Annotated in this window: 14 protein-coding genes; 7 read left to right on the forward strand and 7 right to left on the reverse strand. The window is 67.2% G+C overall.

All coding sequences use genetic code 11. The features are described 5' to 3' along the window. Positions 1–8 precede the first annotated feature (8 nt). Together QMX85_RS00355 and QMX85_RS00360 are read right to left on the reverse strand one after the other, a co-directional pair. Positions 9–1,973: a TonB-dependent receptor gene (locus tag QMX85_RS00355; protein ID WP_282338126.1), complete on the reverse strand. Its 1,965-nt coding sequence runs from the start codon at positions 1,971–1,973 to the stop codon at positions 9–11. 97 nt (positions 1,974–2,070) lie between these two features. Then, positions 2,071–2,328: a type B 50S ribosomal protein L31 gene (locus tag QMX85_RS00360; RefSeq protein WP_282338127.1), complete on the reverse strand. Its 258-nt coding sequence runs from the start codon at positions 2,326–2,328 to the stop codon at positions 2,071–2,073. A 354-nt stretch (positions 2,329–2,682) separates the two neighbouring features. Between QMX85_RS00360 and rarD the strand changes: the two genes are divergently transcribed. Both rarD and QMX85_RS00370 read left to right on the forward strand, forming a co-directional pair. After that, on the forward strand, positions 2,683–3,582 hold the full coding sequence (gene rarD / locus QMX85_RS00365) for an EamA family transporter RarD (RefSeq protein ID WP_282338128.1): 900 nt from the start codon (positions 2,683–2,685) through the stop codon (positions 3,580–3,582). 86 nt (positions 3,583–3,668) lie between these two features. Continuing rightward, positions 3,669–4,991 (forward strand): DEAD/DEAH box helicase, encoded by a 1,323-nt coding sequence (locus QMX85_RS00370; RefSeq protein WP_282338129.1) that lies wholly within the window; start codon positions 3,669–3,671, stop codon positions 4,989–4,991. Positions 4,992–5,076: 85 nt separating this feature from the next. Here the strand turns inward: QMX85_RS00370 and QMX85_RS00375 are convergent, their stop codons facing one another. Both QMX85_RS00375 and QMX85_RS00380 read right to left on the reverse strand, forming a co-directional pair. After that, positions 5,077–5,352 (reverse strand): hypothetical protein, encoded by a 276-nt coding sequence (locus QMX85_RS00375; RefSeq protein WP_282338130.1) that lies wholly within the window; start codon positions 5,350–5,352, stop codon positions 5,077–5,079. Between the two features lie 57 nt (positions 5,353–5,409). Continuing rightward, positions 5,410–7,152 (reverse strand): S8/S53 family peptidase, encoded by a 1,743-nt coding sequence (locus QMX85_RS00380; RefSeq protein WP_282338132.1) that lies wholly within the window; start codon positions 7,150–7,152, stop codon positions 5,410–5,412. A 169-nt stretch (positions 7,153–7,321) separates the two neighbouring features. Here QMX85_RS00380 and QMX85_RS00385 point away from each other — a divergent pair, with 169 nt between their 5' ends. Further along, a complete protein-coding gene (locus QMX85_RS00385; RefSeq protein WP_282338134.1) occupies positions 7,322–7,699 on the forward strand; it encodes a transcriptional regulator in 378 nt (125 codons plus the stop codon). Positions 7,700–7,752: 53 nt separating this feature from the next. On the opposite strand, the gene egtD is transcribed toward QMX85_RS00385, so the two are convergent. Together egtD and egtB are read right to left on the reverse strand one after the other, a co-directional pair. Next, positions 7,753–8,715 carry an L-histidine N(alpha)-methyltransferase gene (egtD, locus tag QMX85_RS00390; protein WP_282338136.1) on the reverse strand — a complete coding sequence of 321 codons (963 nt, stop codon included), beginning with the start codon at positions 8,713–8,715 and terminating at the stop codon, positions 7,753–7,755. 2 nt (positions 8,716–8,717) lie between these two features. Then, complete coding sequence (gene egtB / locus QMX85_RS00395; RefSeq protein ID WP_282338138.1) at positions 8,718–10,010, reverse strand: ergothioneine biosynthesis protein EgtB; 1,293 nt, start codon at positions 10,008–10,010, stop codon at positions 8,718–8,720. A gap of 209 nt (positions 10,011–10,219) precedes the next feature. Between egtB and QMX85_RS00400 the strand changes: the two genes are divergently transcribed. Further along, a complete protein-coding gene (locus QMX85_RS00400; RefSeq protein WP_282338140.1) occupies positions 10,220–11,683 on the forward strand; it encodes an MFS transporter in 1,464 nt (487 codons plus the stop codon). A gap of 327 nt (positions 11,684–12,010) precedes the next feature. Here the strand turns inward: QMX85_RS00400 and QMX85_RS00405 are convergent, their stop codons facing one another. Continuing rightward, positions 12,011–12,322, reverse strand: a complete 312-nt coding sequence (locus QMX85_RS00405) for a hypothetical protein (protein ID WP_282338142.1) — start codon at positions 12,320–12,322, stop codon at positions 12,011–12,013. 141 nt (positions 12,323–12,463) lie between these two features. Here QMX85_RS00405 and QMX85_RS00410 point away from each other — a divergent pair, with 141 nt between their 5' ends. The 3 genes from QMX85_RS00410 to QMX85_RS00420 all read left to right on the forward strand — a co-directional run bounded on the left by QMX85_RS00410 (position 12,464) and on the right by QMX85_RS00420 (position 19,671). Further along, positions 12,464–16,858 (forward strand): DEAD/DEAH box helicase, encoded by a 4,395-nt coding sequence (locus QMX85_RS00410; protein WP_282338144.1) that lies wholly within the window; start codon positions 12,464–12,466, stop codon positions 16,856–16,858. A 63-nt stretch (positions 16,859–16,921) separates the two neighbouring features. Continuing rightward, the gene (locus tag QMX85_RS00415; protein WP_282338145.1) at positions 16,922–17,527 is read left to right on the forward strand and encodes a biliverdin-producing heme oxygenase; all 606 of its coding nucleotides are present in this window, start codon (positions 16,922–16,924) and stop codon (positions 17,525–17,527) included. Then, positions 17,524–19,671, forward strand: coding sequence for an ATP-binding protein (locus tag QMX85_RS00420; RefSeq protein WP_282338146.1), 2,148 nt, complete (start codon positions 17,524–17,526; stop codon positions 19,669–19,671). The genes QMX85_RS00415 and QMX85_RS00420 overlap by 4 nt, the downstream gene beginning before the upstream one ends. Positions 19,672–19,734: the final 63 nt, after the last annotated feature.

Consider the following 19,734-nt stretch of genomic DNA (forward strand, 5'->3'; position numbering starts at 1 on the left):
CGCCCACGTCAGAAGCTCAAACTCAGGCCGACGTGGTAGGTGCGTCCCGGCTCGGCGAAGGTGAACGAGTCGCTGTCGTCGCCGAAGGATTCGTCGGTGAGGTTCTCGATACCGCCGCGGATGCTCAGGTTCTCGCTGAGGCGCCGTGTCAGCTCCAGGTGCCAGAGGCTGTAAGCCGGCACGGCGTAGGCGACATTGCTGGAGTAGGTCAACTGGCTGCCAACGTATTCGCCGCGCAGTTGCGCCGAGAAGTCGGCATTCGGCGTCCATTGCAGGGACGTGTTGGCCAGGTGCCGCGAGCGGTCGCCCAGGCGCTGGTCCGCGCTGCGGTCGATGGCATCGAGGTAGGTGTAGTTGAGATCCCAGCGCAGGTTGGCGGGCAGGTCGACGCCGCCGCCGAGTTCGATGCCGCGAATGCGTGCCCTGTCCACGTTCTCGTAGTTGCGGATCTCGCGACGACGGATACCGCAGTTCGCCACGCAAACCGTCTGGATCAACCCGCGCAGGTTGTTCTGGAACAGCCCGCCGTTCAGCGACCAGCCGCCGCCCTGGTAGTCGGCATTGAATTCGTAGGTGGTGTTGATCTCCGGCTCCAGGTCCGGATTGCCGTAGATGGTGAACTGTCCGCCACCGCCGATGGCCGAGTAGCCGGGCGCCAGCTGCTTCAGCGTCGGTGCCTTGAAGCCGCGGCCGACGCCGCCCTTGAGGGTCAGCGCGTCGTTGACGTGATGGACCAGGTAGGCGCGCGGGCTGTTCTGCCAGCCGTATTGCTCGTGCTGGTCGAAGCGGTTGCCGAGCACCAGCGACCAGGCCGGATCGAAGGCGATTTCGTCCTGCAGGAACAGTGCGCGGTGGATGCTCTGCGCGTCGCCGCCGACGAATCCGCCGTCGTCGAGCTGTTCCTTGCGCCATTCGCCGCCGAGACTGAACAGATGCCAGCCGGCGAACGGCAGGCTCAGGCTGGCGTCGACGATGTCGTCGGTAAGCTGCTGATGCGGCGAGGTCGGCACAACGCCGTTGGTATAGCGATTGGTGCGCTCCAGGCTGTTGCGATAGGCGCGCAGCGAGCTGCTGCCCCAGCTCCAGTCGCCGCTGTGGGCGACGGAGAATTGCTCGCGCTCGATGCGGTCGGCGGACTCGTAGTTCACCGGCGCGCTGCCGCCGCTGCGGGTGTTGCGCCAGCGGTCTTCCAGGCCGTTGCCGTAGCTGAAGTCGATGCGCTGCGCCGCATCCGGCGTCCAGCTGAGGGTGGCATTGCCGCTGTGCGCGTCGCGGCCCTCGATTTCCGACTGGCTGGCGTCGCCGTGGACCGGGGTGTCCTGGCGGCGACGGCTCTCGCCGCTCAGCGACAGGCCGAGCAACCCCGGAATCAGCGGGCCGCCGAGGTAGGCGCCGAGCTGATGCGTCTGCCCGCCGCGGTCATCTTCGCGCACGCCGCCGTCGAGTTGCGCGGCGCCGTGCCAGGCATCGGTGGCCTGCCGGGTGATCACGTTGACCACGCCACCCAGCGCCTCGGACCCGTACAGCGAGGACATCGGCCCGCGTACCACCTCGATCCGCTCGATGGCTTCCACCGGCACCCAGCCAAGGTCGAAATCGGCATGCGCCACCGCGCCCGCGGCGCTGTTGATGCGCTGGCCGTTGACCAGGATCAGCGTGTGCTCGCTGTCCATACCGCGAATGCTGATGCCGCGCCGGGTCATGCCAATGCCAGTGAACTGCAGGCCCGGCGTGCCGCGCAGAGCATCCTCGAGGTCCTGGACCGGACGTTTTTCCAGGTCGTCACGGGTGATCAGGGTGATGCTCGCCGGGGCGTCTTTCAATTGGCGCTCGGTGGCGGTGGCGGTGATCACCAGCGGCTGCAGGCCCAGGGGTTCTTCGGCGCCGACGGCGAACAGCGGCAGGAAGGCGAACACGGGTAACAGCCGCGCCGGCTTGGTCGCGGCGAGGGGAATGGGGGTGCAGCAGGACATCGATCGGACTTCCCTGAATGAAATTGCGAAGGGTGCGCGCAGGCGCAACCCGCTCGGCGAACCAAGCGGGCGTTGCAGGTGGAGGAGAGGGGGCGGATCAGCGCTTCGCGGTGAACCCGGCGAAGCGTTTGTTGAAGCCGGCAATACGGCCTTCGACCTTGGTCTGGCGCTGCTGGCCGGTGTAGATCGGATGCGATGCGCTGGATACGTCGAGCGCGATGTAGGGATAGGTGTTGCCGTCGGTGTGCTGATGCGTGCGGCTGGTTTCCGCGGTCGAGCCGATCAGGAAGAAAGCGTCGGCCGAGGTGTCATGGAACAGCACGGGGCGGTACTCGGGATGGATATCGGGCTTCATCGGAGAACTCCTTTCAGTGTGGGCGACGCGGTTTCAGTCCGGTATGGCGGTTGACCGGGATGAGCCGTCGATCGCGATTAAATAGTTATAACGTAACATTTTAACCGAGGTCAACCGGGGTTTCTCCATTGCGTCGCTTCGCGCTGCGGCGTAAATCGTCTTCGGCGGCGCTCCAGCGCTGCGGATTCAGTGATTCGATCGGCGCATCGGGGATGCGCTGCCGATGGCATGCGGCGGATCCTCAACTGACTGTTATCATTGACGAAGAACGGTTCCGCGAGCGCGCTGCCGATTCGCCCCCGCGGACGCCTCCGACGTCCGCTTCCCGTTGCATTTCCTGGTCGATCCTCCTTCGTGAATCTCTCCGGCAAAGGCGTTGCGTTTTCCCTGTCGGCCTCGGTGCTGTTCGCCCTGATGCCGGGCTATGTGCAGCAACTGGCGCCGCTGGACGGCGTGCAGGTGTTCGCCCAGCGGGTGCTCTGGTCGTTGCCGGCGGTGTTCGCCCTGGTGTTGCTGGCGCGGCAGTGGACGACCTTCCGCGGGGTGCTGGTGCGCCTGCGCAACGAGCCGCTGTTGGTGCTCGCCTGCCCGTTGGCGGCGGCGTTGCTGGGCGTGCAGTGGGGGCTGTTCGTCTGGGCGCCGCTGGCCGGGCAGATGATGGAGGTGTCGCTCGGCTACTTCCTCCTGCCGCTGGCGATGGTGCTGGTGGGCAGGCTGTTCTACGGCGAGCGCCTGAGCCCGTTGCAGCGCCTCGGCGTCTGTTGCGCGGGCCTGGGGGTGTTGCATGAGCTGTGGGTCACAGGGGCGTTTTCCTGGGTGACGCTGGTAACGGCGCTGGGCTACCCGCCGTACTTCATCCTGCGTCGCTGGATGCGGCTGGATGCCTTGTCCGGCTTTCTGCTGGAAATGCTGGTGCTGGCTCCGCTGGCGATCTGGCTGATCGTCGACCACGGCCCGCAGGACCTCTTCACCCAGGCGCCGGCGCTGATCTGGCTGCTGCCGGGGTTCGCGCTGCTCGGCACCCTGGCCTTCGCCGCGATGATGGCGGCCAGCCGGCTGCTGCCGCTCGGGCTGTTCGGCATCCTGAGCTACAGCGAGCCGGTGCTGCTGTTCGCGGTATCGCTGGCGCTGCTCGGCGAACCCTTCGACCAGGCGAAGCTGTGGACCTACCTGCCGATCTGGCTGGCCGTGCTGCTGAGCGCCGCCGACAGCGCGCGGGTGCTGCGCAGGCAGGCCCGGCTCAACCGCGCGTAGGCGGGACGCTGAAGAAAAGCGGCCTTTTGCCGCGACAACCGTTAGGCTATGCGCCTGATTTTCCGTTTTTTTCGAGGTTACGCCCCGTGTTCTCCCAATTCGCCCTGCATGAACGCCTGCTCAAAGCCGTCGCCGAGCTGAAATTCGTCGAACCGACGCCGGTCCAGGTGGCGGCCATTCCGCCGGCCCTGGAAGGACGCGACCTGCGGGTGACGGCGCAGACCGGCAGCGGCAAGACCGCGGCGTTCGTGCTGCCGATGCTCAACCGTCTGATCGGCGATGCGCAGCCGCGCGTGCGGATTCGCGCGCTGATCCTGTTGCCGACCCGCGAGCTGGCGCAGCAGACATTGAAGGAAGTGGAGCGTTTCTCGCAGTTCACCTTCATCAAGTCCGGGCTGGTCACCGGCGGTGAGGACTTCAAGTACCAGGCAGCGATGCTGCGCAAGGTGCCGGACGTGCTGATCGGCACGCCGGGGCGGCTGATCGAGCAGCTCAACGCCGGCAACCTCGATCTGAAGGAGGTCGAGCTGCTGGTCCTCGACGAAGCCGACCGCATGCTCGACATGGGCTTTTCCGATGACGTCCAGCGCCTGGCCAACGAATGTGCGAACCGCGCGCAGACCCTGCTGTTCTCCGCCACCAGCGGCGGCAACGGCCTGCGCGAGATGGTCGCCGCGGTGTTGCGCGATCCGCAGCACCTGCGCCTGAACAGCATCAGCGAGCTCAATGAAGGCACACGCCAGCAGATCATCACGGCCGACGATCCGGGTCACAAGGAACGCCTGGTGCATTGGCTACTGGCCAACGAGACGTACCAGAAGGCGATCGTCTTCACCAACACCCGCGCCCAGGCCGACCGCCTCTACGGACGCCTGGTGGCCAGCGACCACAAGGTCTTCGTGCTGCACGGCGAGAAGGACCAGAAGGACCGCAAACTGGCCATCGACCGCCTGAAACAGGGCGGCGTGAAGATCCTCGTCGCCACCGACGTCGCCGCCCGTGGGCTCGACGTGGAGGGCCTTGATCTGGTGATCAACTTCGACATGCCGCGTTCGGGCGACGAGTACGTGCACCGCATCGGCCGCACCGGTCGTGCGGGCAATGATGGCTTGGCGATTTCGCTGATCTGCCATAACGACTGGAACCTGATGTCCAGCATCGAGCGCTACCTCAAGCAGCGCTTCGAACGCCGCGTGATCAAGGAACTGAAGGGCGTCTACCAGGGACCGAAGAAGGTCAAGGCGTCCGGCAAGGCGGTCGGCGTGAAGAAGAAAAAGACCGACGACAAGAAGGGCGCGGCCAAGGCTCCGGCGAAACGCAAGCCGGCGGCCAAGCGCCCGGCGGCATCGACGTTGGTCAGCCATGACGGCCTGGCGCCGCTGAAAAAGCGCAAGCCGGCGGAAGAATAAGGGGGGCTGGAGTTGCTTGATCGCAGCGCCGCAACGGCGCTGCGTGATCGGGAGGGCCTTGTGCACGCAAGGCGGTGTCGCGGCGTTATTCGGTCTTGCGGTCCGCTTCGTCGAACTCTTTCAGGCGACGGTCATAGGTCGCGCACTCGTCGGGCATGCCGTCGGTGGTGTTCTTGAGTTTCATCGCTTGCAGCTCGTCGTTGATCTCCTTGGCCTTCTGCGGATTGCTCTCGGTAATCGCGCTGACCTTCTGTGCCAGTTGTTCGGCCTTCGCAGTCGCCTGCTCGGGTGTGCACTCGGCGAAGATCGGCGTCGCGGCGAACAGGGCCGCGCTGGCGGTCAGGCAAATCAGGCTTTTCATGGGCAACTCCTTTTCGGTCTGGTCCCAAAAAATGGATCGTCACCGCGCGGGTAAAGTTCAGCGCACCCGATCCCGGCTTTGCACCGCCAGGTCCAGCGCCTTCTGCATGTCCAGCCGGGCGGAGCGGCCGACGTCCTTGTTGCGTAGCTCGTAGTTGCGCTCCGAGGGGAGGATCGGCGCGGTCAGGTCGTCGGCGTCCATGGGCTCGAAATCATAGTTTCCGCCGATGGTCATGGCGCTGCGCCGCAGCAGCATGCGCAGTTGCGCGGGCGTCAGGCTCGGGTTCAGCGAGAGCATCGCGGCGACGACGCCGCTGACCATCGGCGTGGCGTAGGAGGTGCCGCAATGCACCTCGCCGACTTCGTCCGCGCGCAGAGTCGAGCCGTGGGTGCAGGCCGCGGCGGTGATGTCCACGCGCATGTCGACGTTCGACGAGGCGCGCTTGACCACGTAGGCCGGATCATCGACCGCCACGTCGTCGCGTTCGCTGCGCTGGTGCCCGCCGATCACCAGCAACTGGTCGGTGACGAACGAGGAGGGCAGCCGGTACTCGTCGGTGCTGGAGAACGACGAGCCATTGCCAGCCGAGTTCACCACCACCACGTCGGGATGCTCCTTGCGCAGCCAGAGAAAGAACTCCTCGAGCAGTTCCTCATAGCCGCCCATGGCGAGGCCGGAGCGGATCAGCGAGTCCACCTCATCGCCATCGACGTTCTTCGCGCCGACCCGGTGGATGCCCCAGCTCCAGTTGATCACCCGCGCGCCGTCCTCGACCAGATTCACCGACGCGGCGACGTTGGCGGTGATGCCGGCGTCCGAGTTGCGCTCGACGATCACCTCGAAGCCTCGGCTGGCGCCGTCCAGGCCGCTGAGAAAGCCGGTGTTGCCGCCCTGGTTCCAGCTCGCCGCGAGAATCCCGGCGACGGTGCTGCCGTGGCCGTCGGGCTTGTCGGCGTCGCGGGCGTACAGGCAGGTGCGCCGCTGCGGGTCGCAGGGGGCGAGGTAGGAGGAAAAGTCGGCGGCGTCGAAATCGACGTCGCGTTCGATGATGCCGATGCGGATCGGTGTCGCCTGGATCGGCGCCTGTTTCGCCGGAACGCGGCGCTGGTAGTAGTTCACCGCGTCGAGGAAGCGGTTGGCGGCCCATTCGTCCTTGTCCGGTTTCTGCTCGGTGGCTGCGCCAGCCTCGCTGGCCTCGGCGGCGGATTCCTCCACCACAACCGCGTCGACGCTGACCTCGCTGCCCAGGCGCAGGACGAGGGCGTCGCGCTGCACCAGGTCGGCGGCAGGCAGGCGCAGTTGGTAGGTATTCAGGGGCGCGATGGCACCCACCACCTTGGCGCCGTACTTCTGCGCCAGTCGCTCGGCTTCCTTACGCCCGTCGAAGCGCTCCTCGATGATCAGGCTGACGAGATCGACATAGGTGGTCAGGCCGTCCATGTTCTTCGCCACTTCGTTCGGCCTGGCCGCCAATACATGGCTACCGGCCATGCTCAGCCATACCGGATTGCTGCGCCGGTCGCCCTGTTCGATCCACAGCGGCGCGCTGGGCCGGGCGTCCAGGTCCAGCCGCAGGCGACTCCCGTCGCGGCGCAGGGCGGAGGCGGGCAGTGCCTTGCCGCCGAGCAACACCTTCACCTCGCCCGCCGCCAGGCCGCGGGTGCCGGCGCAGAAAACCTGACGCTGGCTCAGCAGGTCCTCGCAACGTTGCAGCCGGTCGATGCGCAGCGGTTCGTCGGCCTGGGCGAGAGCGGACAGCACGAGCAGCGGAAGCAGGGGGCGCAGCATCGAAAACTCCATGATCGAAGGCGCGCCGGGAACGGAAGGCAGGGCTGCAGGCGGCGCGAACCCTAGCCTCTGACCGGTGCGCTGCGACCATTGTTCCTGAGCGCGCCGCGAACCATCGGCCGTGGGCGCGAGTCGGAATTAGGTAATGAACCCGATGGCACATCCGCCAAGAGAGGTGGCTATGCGTTACAACTGGGACCTGATCGAACGGCTGCTGTTGGAGGTACAGGACTCCTCCGGGAAGAACTTCGCGCCCCGCGTCTACGCCGAAGAACTCGCCGGCGAGAAGGCCAATCAGGGCGAAGCGGTGGGCAATGTCGACTCGCTGAAGAAAGAAGCGGGCGATCTCGAAGGCGTACTGCTGAAGGGCGGTTTCATCGAACCGCGCCCGGAAGAGGCGGGCGGCAACGGGGTGAATTTCATCCTCACCGAGCGCGGCATGCGACTGCTGGATCTGCTCGACAGCGATGGCCCGGACCCGCAGGGCGCACGCAACCAACTCGACGCCAAGGGCGAAGCGGCGCTGGTGCCGGAAGTCTTCGACAGCCTCGCCGCCTGATAACCGCAGCTTTGCAGGGTGCCGCCGTGCACCCTGCTTCCCAACGTCGTGCCTCAGTCGCGCTGCAGGTAATGCACGCTGAACAGCTCGCGTGGGTCGGTCCACATCGCCACCGCCTTGAATCCCGCACTGCCCGCCAGGTCGCGGAAGCTGGCCGGGGTGTACTTGTAGGAATTCTCGGTGTGCAGGCTCTCGCCACGCTCGAAGTGGAAGCGCCGGCCTTCGATGGTCACGTCCTGCGCCTGCGGGCTGATCAGGTGCATCTCGATGCGCGATTCCGCTTCGTTGAAGAACGCGTGGTGGATGAAGCGATCCGGATCGATGTCGCTGTCGAGTTCCTGGCGGATGCGCTGCAGCAGGTTCAGGTTGAACGCGGCGGTCACGCCCGCTTCGTCGTTGTAGGCCGCCTCCAGCAGGTCCTTGTCCTTCACCAGGTCGACGCCCACCAGCAGGCCGCCTTGCGCGGGGAGCAGCTCGTGCAGGTTGCGCAGGAAGGCGAGGGCTTGCTCGGGGCTGAAATTGCCGATGCTCGAGCCTGGAAAGAACGCCAGCGGATGCGCGCCGTCGAAACCGTCGGGCAGGGTCATCGGCAGCGAGAAGTCGGCGCAGGAGGCGTGCACTTCCAGCCAGGGGTAATCCGCCGCCAGCCGGCGCGTGCTGGAGAGCAGGAAATCCTCGGAAATGTCGATGCCCAGGTAGCTGGCCGGGTGCATCGCCTCGAGCAGCAGGCGCACCTTGCGGCTGGCGCCGCTGCCCAGCTCGACCAGGTTGGCGTCCTGGCCGGCGATTTCGGCGATGTCGTTGGCCGCGCGGCTGAGAATCAGCTCCTCGGTGCGGGTCGGGTAATACTCCGGCTGCTTGCAGATCTGCTCGAAGAGCTCGGAGCCGCGGCGGTCGTAGAAGAATTTCGGCGAAATCTGCTTGGTCTTCGCAGCAAAGCCGGCCAGGGCCTCGTCGCGCAGCGAGGCACCGGCCTCGCACTGTCGTTGATCGTGAAAACGAACGGCGAGAGCCATGCTCAAATCTCCTTGGCCAGGCGGAAGCCGGCGAATTGCCAGCGCATGTGGGGGTAGAAGAAATTGCGGTAGGTGGCACGCACGTGGTCGGGCGGGGTCGCGCAGCAGCCGCCGCGCAGGACCATCTGGCCGGACATGAACTTGCCGTTGTATTCGCCGAGGCTGCCCTCCAGCGGGCGGAAACCGGGATACGGGCGAAAGGCGCTGGCGGTCCATTCCCAGACGTCGCCGAACAACTGGCGTGGACCATCGCCGGAAAGGTCGGCCAACGGTTGCAGGTGGTCGCTGTCGAGGAAGTTGCCGCGCACCGGCTGTTCGGCGGCGGCGATCTCCCACTCCGCTTCGCTGGGCAGGCGAGCGCCGGCCCAACGCGCGTAGGCGTCAGCCTCGAAGAAACTGACGTGGCAGACCGGGGCGTGCAGGTCCAGCGTGCGCAGCCCGCCGAGGGTCATCTCGTGCCAGCTGTCCTCGTGGCGCAGCCAGTACAGCGGCGCGTTCCAGCCGGCCTGCTTGACCTGCGCCCAGCCGTCGGAGAGCCACAAGTCCGAGCGCGAATAGCCGCCGTCGAGCATGAAGGCCAGGTAATCGGCGTTGCTCACCGGGCGGCTGGCGAGGCTGAAGTCCTCGAGGAACTGGCGATGGCGCGGCAGCTCGCAGTCGAAGGCGAAGGATTCGCCGCCGGGATGGCCGATCTGCCGCAGGCCGCCGGGATAGTCGTGCCAGCGCTGCACCGAGCCTGCCGTGGCGCCGGGCGCCGGGCGCAGATCGCTGCGGTAGACCGGGTGCAGCGGGTTCTGCGCGAGGATGTGCTTGATGTCCATCAGCAGCAGCTCCTGGTGCTGCTGCTCGTGCTGCAGGCCCAGCTCGACGCGCCGGGCGATCTCCGTGGCGAACTCCGCCGGCGGGTTGCTCAGCAGTTCGCCCATGCACTGATCGACATGCTGGCGGAAGCGATAGACGTCGGCGACGCCCGGCCGCGAGATCAGCCCGCGGCTGGCGCGCGGGAACGGCGTGCCATGGGTTTCGTAATAGGAGTTGAACAGGTGGTCGTAGGCGGCGTCCGGTGAGCGGTATCCCTTCAGGTAGGGCTTGAGCAGGAATGCCTCGAAGAACCAGCTGACGTGCGCCAGGTGCCATTTCGGCGGGCTGACGTCGGGCATGCTCTGGATGACGTGGTCTTCGACCTGCAAGGGCGCGCAGATCAATTCGCTGAGGGTGCGGACCTGCCGGAAGCGGGCGAGCAGGTCATCGAAACGGATGGGTAGGGCGGCAATCGGTCGAGCCAGGTTGCTCATGCTGGTCCCTCCAGGGAGCGTTCGGCCGACGCTCGAATCGCGTGTGGCCTCTTGAACCGACCGGTTGGCATAACGAAAGTTTCAGCGGTTATTAGGCGACGCGCACGCCGGGCGTGCTTTCCGATGGCCGTCGAACTCCTGGGGCGCCGGGCGGCTCTGAGCTTCATCAGCCGGGCGGTTGTCGCGTCGGTCCGCCAGCGAGAGTTCGCATGACGTCAACCCAGCCCCTCCCCGAAAGCACCCACGCCGAGCGCGTCTACGAGACCGATCTGCCGGCGCGGCTGGACCGCCTGCCATGGGGGCGCTTCCACACCCTGCTGGTGATAGCGCTGGGTATCACCTGGCTGCTGGACGGCCTGGAGGTGACGCTCGCCGGCTCCGTCGCCGGCGCCCTGAAGGACAGCCCGGCGCTGCGCCTGAGCAATGCCGACGTCGGCCTCGCCGGCGGCGCCTACATCGCCGGCGCGGTGATCGGCGCGCTGTTCTTCGGCTGGCTCGCCGACCGCCTGGGCCGTCGCAAACTGTTCTTCATCACCCTGATCGTCTACGTCGGAGCGACCGCGGCGACGGCATTTTCCTGGAGCCTCTGGAGCTTCCTGGCGTTTCGCTTTCTCACCGGCGCCGGCATCGGTGGCGAATACTCGGCGATCAACTCGACGATCCAGGAATTCACCCCGGCGCGCTTTCGCGGCTGGGTCGACCTGGCGATCAACGGCACGTTCTGGATCGGCGCCGCACTCGGCGCGATGGCCTCGGTGCTGCTGCTCGATGCCGGCGTGGTCGGCGGCGATCTCGGCTGGCGGCTCTGCTTCGGCCTCGGCGCCACGCTGGGCTTGCTGATCCTGCTGATGCGCCTGTGGCTGCCGGAAAGCCCGCGCTGGCTGCTGATCCACAACCAGCCGGACGAAGCCACGCGGATCGTCGAGAGCATCGAGCAGCGCTTTCGCCGGCACGGCCATCGGCTGGCCCCGGTGCCACCGGAGCAGCGCCTGCGCCTGCGTGGCCGCGATCACACGCCGCTGAGCGAAGTGGTGCATACGCTGTTTTCCCGCCATCGCCAGCGCGCGCTGGTAGGCATGACGCTGTTGACCTCGCAGGCGTTCTTCTACAACGCGATCTTCTTCACCTACGCCCTGGTGCTCAGCGATTTCTACGGCGTGCCCAGCGAGCGGGTGGGCTGGTACATCCTGCCGTTCGCCCTGGGCAACTTCTGCGGGCCGCTGCTGCTCGGCCGGCTGTTCGACGTAATCGGCCGGCGGATCATGATCAGCGCCACCTACATCCTTTCCGGCGTCCTGCTGTTGATCAGCGGCTGGCTGTTTCGCCAGGGCCTGCTGGACGCCACGCAGCAGACCATCGCCTGGATGGTGATCTTCTTCTTCGCCTCGGCGGCGGCCAGCTCGGCGTATCTCACGGTGGCGGAAACCTTTCCGCTGGAAATCCGTGCCCTGGCCATCGCCGTGTTCTACGCCTTCGGCACCGGCCTGGGCGGTATCGTCGGCCCGCTGCTGTTCGGCCAGCTGATCGAAAGCGCCAGCCGCGAGAACGTCTTCATCGGCTACGCCATCGGCGCACTGCTGATGCTGGCGGGCGGTGTGGTCCAGGCAGTGTGGGGCGTGGCGGCGGAGCGCAAATCGCTGGAAAGCGTCGCGGCGCCGTTGTCGCAGGTGTGAGGGGGAATGTGCTTTGGCGGGATGCCGCCTGATGGGTTACGCGGCGGTAGGGATTGGCGGTGTTGCAGATATCGAGCGGGGCCGCTAACCCACCCTACGGCCTGGTTCGGAGTTTCGGGGGGCGGTGTTTCGCCGGGACTGCGCTTGGTGGGTTACGCGGCAATGGCATTGGCGGCGTTGCCGGTGTCGAGTGGGGCCGCTAACCCATCCTACGGTCGGGGCTTCGTAGGGTGGGTTAAGCCGCGACTCGAGTGATTCGATCAAGCGAGAAGGCCCGAGCGGCGTTACCCACCAGCCATTGCATCGGAAAAACCTGGCCGATGAGCCTCAATAGTTCGGCGGCGTTTCCGGGATGGCGCTGTCGTCGGTGATGAAGGGCATCTCCCAGTCTTCCAGCTCGACGCCCTTCTTCTTCAGGTCCTGGCGCGCCTGCATGAACACGCCGGCGAGGCGGATCGGGTCGGAGTACTGGGTGCGTGGCACGCGCGGCACGCCGAGCAGTTCGCTGCCACCTTCGCTCATCACGGTGAAGCCGAAGCTGTCGTCCTCGGTGTTTACGCTGGTCACGCAGCCGAGCGGCAGGAACGCCTCGGTCGCGAGTTTCATGGCGTTGTCGATTTCCACGGGGGTGGTGGTCATGGCAGCCTCCAGGTTGCGGCGAGAGTAGGGTAGAAACCTGTGCCTGCCTAAGGGTTCCGCAGCGCCGACGGAGCGTCGTCAACCGACGAAGCGTTCCGCGCGGTGCTTGCGACCGGCCCGGCGCGCCACCATATTCGTTGGATGAACGAGCATTCCCCGATCGAGGCATTGGCCGGTTTCCATCCCGCGGTGGTGGCCTGGTTCCAGCGCCGGTTTCCCACACCTACGCCGGCGCAGCACGCGGCATGGCCGCTGATTCGTGGCGGACAGTCGACGCTGGTGGCGGCGCCCACCGGTTCGGGCAAGACCCTGACGGCGTTCCTCGCCGCCCTCGATGAGCTGGTCCAGGAGGCGCTGGCCAACGGCGGCCATTTGCCCGACGAGACCCGCGTGGTCTACGTGTCGCCGCTCAAGGCGCTGTCCAACGACATCCGCATCAACCTGGAAACGCCACTGGCCGGGATCTCAGCCGAGCTGGCCGCCCTCGGTCTGCCGGAGGTGGATATCCGCACCGCGGTGCGTACCGGCGACACCCCGCAGGCCGAGCGCACTGCCATGCGCAAGCGCGCGCCGCATATCCTGGTGACGACTCCGGAGTCCTTCTACGTGCTGCTCGGCTCGGAATCCGGGCGGCGGATGCTCGCGAGTACGCGCAGCGTGATCGTCGACGAGATCCACGCCATCGCCGACGGCAAGCGTGGCAGCCACCTGACGCTGTCGCTGGAGCGCCTCGAGGCGCTCTGCCAGCGGCCGCTGGTGCGGGTCGGTCTGTCGGCCACGCAAAAGCCCATTGAGGCCGTGGCGTGTTTCCTCGCCGGTCGCCGGGCAGCCGAGCCTGCGTCCGCGGAGGCGGGCGCGCCGCGGCCCTGCGCCATCGTCGATATCGGTCACGACCGGCCCCGCGATCTGGCCATCGAAGTCCCGCCGGTGCCGCTCGAGGCGGTGATGAGCAACGACGTCTGGGAAGGCGTCTACGACCGCCTGGCCGCGCTGGTGGAGCAGCACCGCACCACGCTGGTGTTCGTCAACACGCGGCGGATGGCAGAGCGCGCCGCCCGCCACCTGACCCAGCGCCTGGGCAACGCCGCGGTCGCCGCGCACCACGGCAGCCTGGCGAAGGAGGCGCGGCTGGACGCCGAGCAGCGTCTCAAGCGCGGCGAGCTGCGCGTGCTGATCGCCACCGCGTCGCTGGAGCTGGGCATCGATATCGGCGAGGTCGAACTGGTCTGCCAGCTCGGCTCGCCGCGTTCGATCTCGTCCTTCCTGCAGCGCGTCGGGCGTTCCGGCCACCATGTCGGCGGTACGCCCAAGGGCCGGCTGTTCCCCAATTCCCGCGACGACCTGATCGAGTGCGCCGCGCTGCTGCACTGCGTGCGCCGTGGCGAGCTGGATACGCTGATGATCCCGCGAGCGCCCCTCGACGTGCTGGCGCAGCAGATCGTCGCCGAGGTCGGCAGCCAGGAGTGGCACGAGGATGCGCTGTTCGCCCTGATCCGCCGTGCCGAACCCTACGCCGGGCTGGACTGGGCGCATTACCAGTCGGTGCTGGCGATGCTCGCCGAGGGCTACACCAGCCGCCACGGCGCGCGCGGCGCCTACCTGCACCGCGACGCGGTGAGCCGGACCCTGCGCGGGCGGCGCGGCGGCAAGCTTACCGCGGTGACGTCCGGCGGGACCATTCCGGACAACGCCGACTATGGCGTGCTGCTGGAACCGGCCGGGCTGAACATCGGTACGGTGAACGAGGATTTCGCGGTGGAAAGCCTGGCCGGAGACATCTTCCAGCTGGGCAACGCCTCCTACCGGATCATTCGCATCGAGCCGGGAAGGGTGCGTGTCGAGGATGCCCAGGGTCAGCCGCCGAACATCCCGTTCTGGCTCGGCGAGGCGCCGGGGCGCAGCGACGAACTGTCGGCCGGCGTGGCGCGCCTGCGCGAGGAAATCGACCGTCGCCTGGCCCTTGCCGAGGCCTCACGCAGCCTGCCCGGTGACGATCAGGAGCCCTCGCGCCTGGGGCTGGCGCTGGACTGGCTGACCGACGAACTCGGCCTGCCGGAGCCGGCGGCGCGGCAGATCGTCGAGTACCTGGCCCGCGCGCGCTCCGCGCTGGGTACGCTGCCGAGCCAGCGCACGCTGGTGATGGAGCGCTTCTTCGACGAATCCGGCGGCACTCAGCTGGTCATCCATTCGCCCTACGGCAGCCGCCTCAACCGCGCCTGGGGCCTGGCGCTGCGCAAGCGCTTCTGTCGCACCTTCAACTTCGAGCTGCAGGCGGCGGCCACCGAGGACGCCATCGTGCTATCGCTGTCCACCAGTCACAGCTTTCCGCTGGACGAGGTGTGGCGCTATCTGCATTCCAATTCCGCCGAGCACGTCTTGATCCAGGCGCTGCTCGACGCTCCGCTGTTCGGCGTGCGCTGGCGCTGGAACGCCACCACCGCGCTGGCGCTGCCGCGCATGGCCGGGGGGCGCAAGGTCGCGCCGCAGTTGCAGCGGATGAAGAGCGAGGACCTGCTGGCGACGGTGTTTCCCGATCAGGTCGCCTGCCTGGAGAACATCGTCGGCGAACGCGAAGTGCCGGAGCACCCGCTGGTCGCGCAGACCCTCGACGACTGCCTGCACGAGGCGATGGACGCGGACGCCTGGCTGGAGCTGCTGCGGCGCATGGAGAGCGGCGAGGTGCGCTTGCTCGCCCGCGATCTGCCGGCGCCGTCGCCGCTTGCGATGGAGACCCTCGGCGCGCGGCCGTATGCCTTTCTCGACGACGCGCCGCTGGAGGAACGCCGTACCCAGGCCGTGCTCAATCGACGCTGGACGGACCCCGAATCCAGCGATGACCTCGGCGCGCTGGATATCGGCGCCATTCAGGCGGTGGGCGAGGAGGCTTGGCCGCAGGCGCGTAACGCCGACGAAATGCACGAAGCGCTGATGGGACTGGCCTGCCTCGGCGACGCCGAAGCGCAGCGCGACGAACGCTGGCCGGTGCTGCTCGCCGAACTCGCCCGCGCCGGCCGCGCCGAGCGGATACCGGTGACGCAGCGCGACGGGCTGTGGTTGCCGGTGGAGCGCCTGGCGCTGTTCCGCATCCTGTATCCCACCGCGTTGCCCGAGCCGCCGCTGCAGGTGCTGCCCGGCTTCGAGGAGGACTGCAGCGAAGAGGACGCGCTGCGCGAGGTAGTGCGCGCGCGCCTGACCGGTTTCGGCCCGTTGCCGCTGGACCGCATCGCCCGCGGCCTGGCGCAGCCGGCCTCCGCCGTGGCGCTGGCTCTGACCCGCCTGGAGGCCGAAGGCTACGTGCTGCGCGGGCGCTTCACGCCGGGTGCGCCGGACGAAGAGTGGTGCGAGCGGCACCTGCTGGCGCGTATTCATCGCTACACGGTGAAACGGCTGCGCCGGGAGATCGAGCCGGTCGAACTCAGCGATTTCATGCGCTTCCTGTTCGACTGGCAGCATGTTTCGGCGGACACCCGCACGCGCGGCGCCGAGGCCCTGGGCGGAGTGATCAGCCAACTGGAGGGTTTCCAGGCCGCCGCCGCTGCCTGGGAGGGCGAGCTGTTGCCGGCGCGGGTGCGCGACTACGGCATCAATTGGCTCGACGACCTCTGCCGCTCCGGACGTGTCGTCTGGACTCGCCTTGCCGGCCGCCTGCGCGCCAGTGGCGGGCCGGTTCGCGGCACGCCCATCGTGCTGCTGCCGCGCCGGCACCTGGCGGAGTGGAACGCACTGGCGATGGACGCCCCGGAGCCCGAGTTGTCGTCCCGCGCCGCACTGGTTCGCGATGCGCTGGCCAGGCACGGCGCGCTGTTCTTCGACGAGCTGCTGGAGGAGGTGCGCCTGCTGCGCACCGAGCTGGAAAACGCGCTTGGCGAGCTGGTCGCGGTCGGCCTGGTGAATGCCGACAGCTTCGCCGGGCTGCGTGCGCTGCTGATGCCGGCGGCGAAGCGTCAGCCACGCGCCGGCCGGCGCGGGCGCGGTGGGTCGCTGATCGGCGGCATGGCGGACGCCGGGCGCTGGTCGCTGGTGCGCCGCCCGTCCGCTCCGGAGGTTGCGCAAAGCACCCCGAAGCGTCGCCCGCAGACCGATCCCCAGGCGCTGGAACACATCGCCATGACCCTTCTGCGCCGCTATGGCGTGGTGTTCTGGCGCTTGCTCGACCGCGAGGCGGACTGGTTGCCGCCGTGGCGCGAGTTGCTGAGGGTCTATCACCGGCTGGAGGCGCGTGGTGACATCCGCGGCGGGCGCTTCGTCGCGGGGCTCGCCGGCGAGCAGTTCGCCCTGCCGGAGGCGGTGGGGTTGCTGCGCGAGGTACGCAAGCGCCCGCGTGACGGCAACCTGGTCAGCCTGTCCGCCAGCGATCCGTTGAATCTGGTAGGTAGCCTGCTGCCAGGTGCCAAAATACCGGCTATTGCCGGCAATCGCGTCTTGTATCAGGATGGCGCCCCCGCCGGCGCACTGCTCGCCGGAAAACCTGTATTCTGGGTTGAACTCGACGCAGGGAATGCGGAACATCTTCGCCGCTGTCTAATCAGCGGCTGATCGAACACCCCGAGCCGCGATGCTCGGCTTTTTTGCTGCACTGCGTTGCCTGGCCCGAGGGATATGCCCGTAACAACTGAATCCGAACAGCACGTTAATTCGCCGTTGAACGCCTTGCGTCAGGCTACGCAGGCCCAGCACGCCGCGCTGGATCAGGCTCTTCCGTTACAGCGGGACGACTTCGGCCGTTCCGACTACCTAAACTACATCGCCCGCATCTTCGGATGGCTAAAGCCGCTGGAGGCGACGCTGTGGTCTTCGCCGTGGCCGTCGCTGGCGGATGCCGGGCAGCGCGCCGGCAAGCTCGCCTGGATCGAAGCGGACCTGCTCGAGGGCGGCTGGATCCGTGCGCAGGTCGATGCCATCCCGGTCTGTCCGTATGTGCCGCAGGCCAGCGACGAGGCCCGTCGTTTCGGCATCGCCTATGTGATCGAGGGCTCGACGCTCGGTTCGAGCTTCCTTTTCCGCCGCCTGCAGCCGCGCCTGGCGCCGCTGCCGCTGCACTGGCTGCTCGGCTACGGAGCCGCCACCGGGCCCTTGTGGAAGTCCTTCACCCGTCGCCTCGAGGAGCAACTGGCGGAGGCGGCGCAGGTCGAGGCCGCTTCCGCCGCCGCCTGCGAGGCCTTTGAATCGTTCAATCGCTGGGTCGTACGGGGGGAGTCCGCATGAACCAATCGGTGACGCTGGCTACCTGCGAAGACGAGCCGATCCACATTCCCGCGGCGATCCAGCCGCACGGCGCGCTGATCGCCTTCGACCGCCAGGGGTTGGTGCTCAGTGCCAGCGAGAACACCCAGGCGATGCTTGGGCTGAAGGTGCTTCCCGACCAGCCACTGTGGCAGGTCGGCCTGCCGCGCGCGGTACGGGAGATGCTCGAATGCGGCCTGCGCAGCGACGAGCCCTGGATGGACGTTCTGGAGGCGAGCTTCGGCGACGCGCTCTTCGATGTCATCGCGCATGCCCACAAAGGCATTCTCTATCTGGAGTTCGAGCGCCGCGAGGCCGGCGTGACCAGTCCGTCGCTGGGCACCCACACCATCTATCGGCTGGTCAGCCAATTGCAATACCAGCAGGACATCCAGGTCATGCTGGAGAGCCTGGTCTTGAGTATCCGCGAGTTCTCCGGCTACGACCGGGTGATGGCGTACCGCTTCAAGCCGGACCTTTCCGGCGAAGTGGTGGCCGAGGCGCGGCGCAAGGACCTGGTCAGCTATGTCGGGCAGCATTATCCGGCGTCGGACATCCCCGCCCAGGCGCGCCGGCTGTTCATCGAGAACCCCACGCGGATGATCGCCGATATCGCCTACGCGCCGGTCCGGCTGACGCCGTCGAGCTGTCCCGACGGAACCCTCTTCGATCTGAGCTACAGCCACCTGCGTAGCGTGTCGCCGATTCACTGCGAATACCTGAGCAACATGGGCGTGTTCGCCTCGATGAGCATTTCCATCGTGGTGGCCGGGCAGCTGTGGGGGATGTTCGCCTGCCACCACATGGCGCCCAAGGTCCTGCCATATCCGACGCGGCTGGCGTTCCAGGTGCTCTCGCAGGTGTGCAGCGCCGCGGTGGCGCGCCTGGAGACTCAGATCGCCGCCGAGCAGGTGCGTAAGGCCGCCTACCTGCAGTTGCAGTTGGCCAAGCAGGCGCGCGATTCAGACGACCTGATCGCCGCGCTGATCAAGGGAACGGCCCACATCGGCCAGTTATTCGACTGTTCCGGCGTGGTGGTGATGCTCGGTGGCCGCGTGGAGGCGGGTGACAATCCCGAGTTGGGCGGATTCGCCGTGCGCATCGTTGCCTCGCTGGAAGCCGATCCCGAACTCGATCTTTACCAGACCTCGCGTTTCGAGGAGCCCTTAACCGATTCGCGTGGCGCCACCTTCTGCGGCGTGCTGGCGGTCCGTTTCCATCGCCAGGAATCCGGCTGGCTGCTCTGGTTGCGCCAGCCGCAGTCGCAGACCATCACCTGGGCCGGCAAGCCGGAGAAGATCGAGCGTGTCGGACCTTCCGGCTCGCGCTTGACCCCGCGCGGGTCCTTCGAGGCCTGGGAGGAAGTGGTGCGAGACCGCGCCGTTGGCTGGTCGGCGGCCGAGCTCGCGATCGCCGAGAAGCTGCGGGGCGAGCTGGTCGAGGTCTGCCTGAACCGGGCGGCGGAAATCGACCACATGCGCCAGCGCCTGATCGCCGTACTTGGCCATGATCTGCGCAATCCATTGCAATCCATTTCCATGGCCGCTTCCATGATGTCGTCCAGCGACACCCGCAGCGCCGAGCTGCGCAAGCACATCACCTATTCCAGTGGGCGCATGGAGCGGCTGATTAGCCAGATTCTCGAAATGAGCCGGCTGCAGGCCGGTCTCGGGCTGGCGATGCGCATGCAGGAGGTGGATCTGTCCGCACTGGTCGCCGATTCCGTCAGGGAGATGCTCATGGCGTTTCCGGGAATGCCGCTGGACAGCGACATCGAGGCCGACCTGTGCGCGGTGATCGACCCGGACCGCTACGCACAGGTGGTCTCCAACCTGCTCAGCAACGCGCGCCACCACGGCAGGCAGGGCCGCCAGGTGCAGCTGACACTGAGGCGCGAAGGACAGGAGCTCGAGCTGACGGTGCGCAACGAAGCCGAACCGATCGCGCTGGATGACCTGTCGCAGCTGTTCAGTCCGTTCAAGAACGCTTCGGGCTCGTTGCACAACAAGGGCGGACTGGGCATCGGACTGTATATCAGCCAGGCCATTGTCCAGGCTCACCAGGGCAGCATCGATGTGCAGTATCAGGATGGCGTGATCGCCTTCCGGGTGCGGTTGCCTGGCTGAAGTGGCGCCGCGGGACGTCTGAAACGGAAAAGCCGGCTTCTAGCCGGCTTTTCTTTGCATCGC

The sequence above is a fragment of the Pseudomonas sp. PS02288 genome (assembly GCF_029959715.1).
In the GTDB taxonomy this organism is placed as follows: domain Bacteria; phylum Pseudomonadota; class Gammaproteobacteria; order Pseudomonadales; family Pseudomonadaceae; genus Pseudomonas_O; species Pseudomonas_O kuykendallii.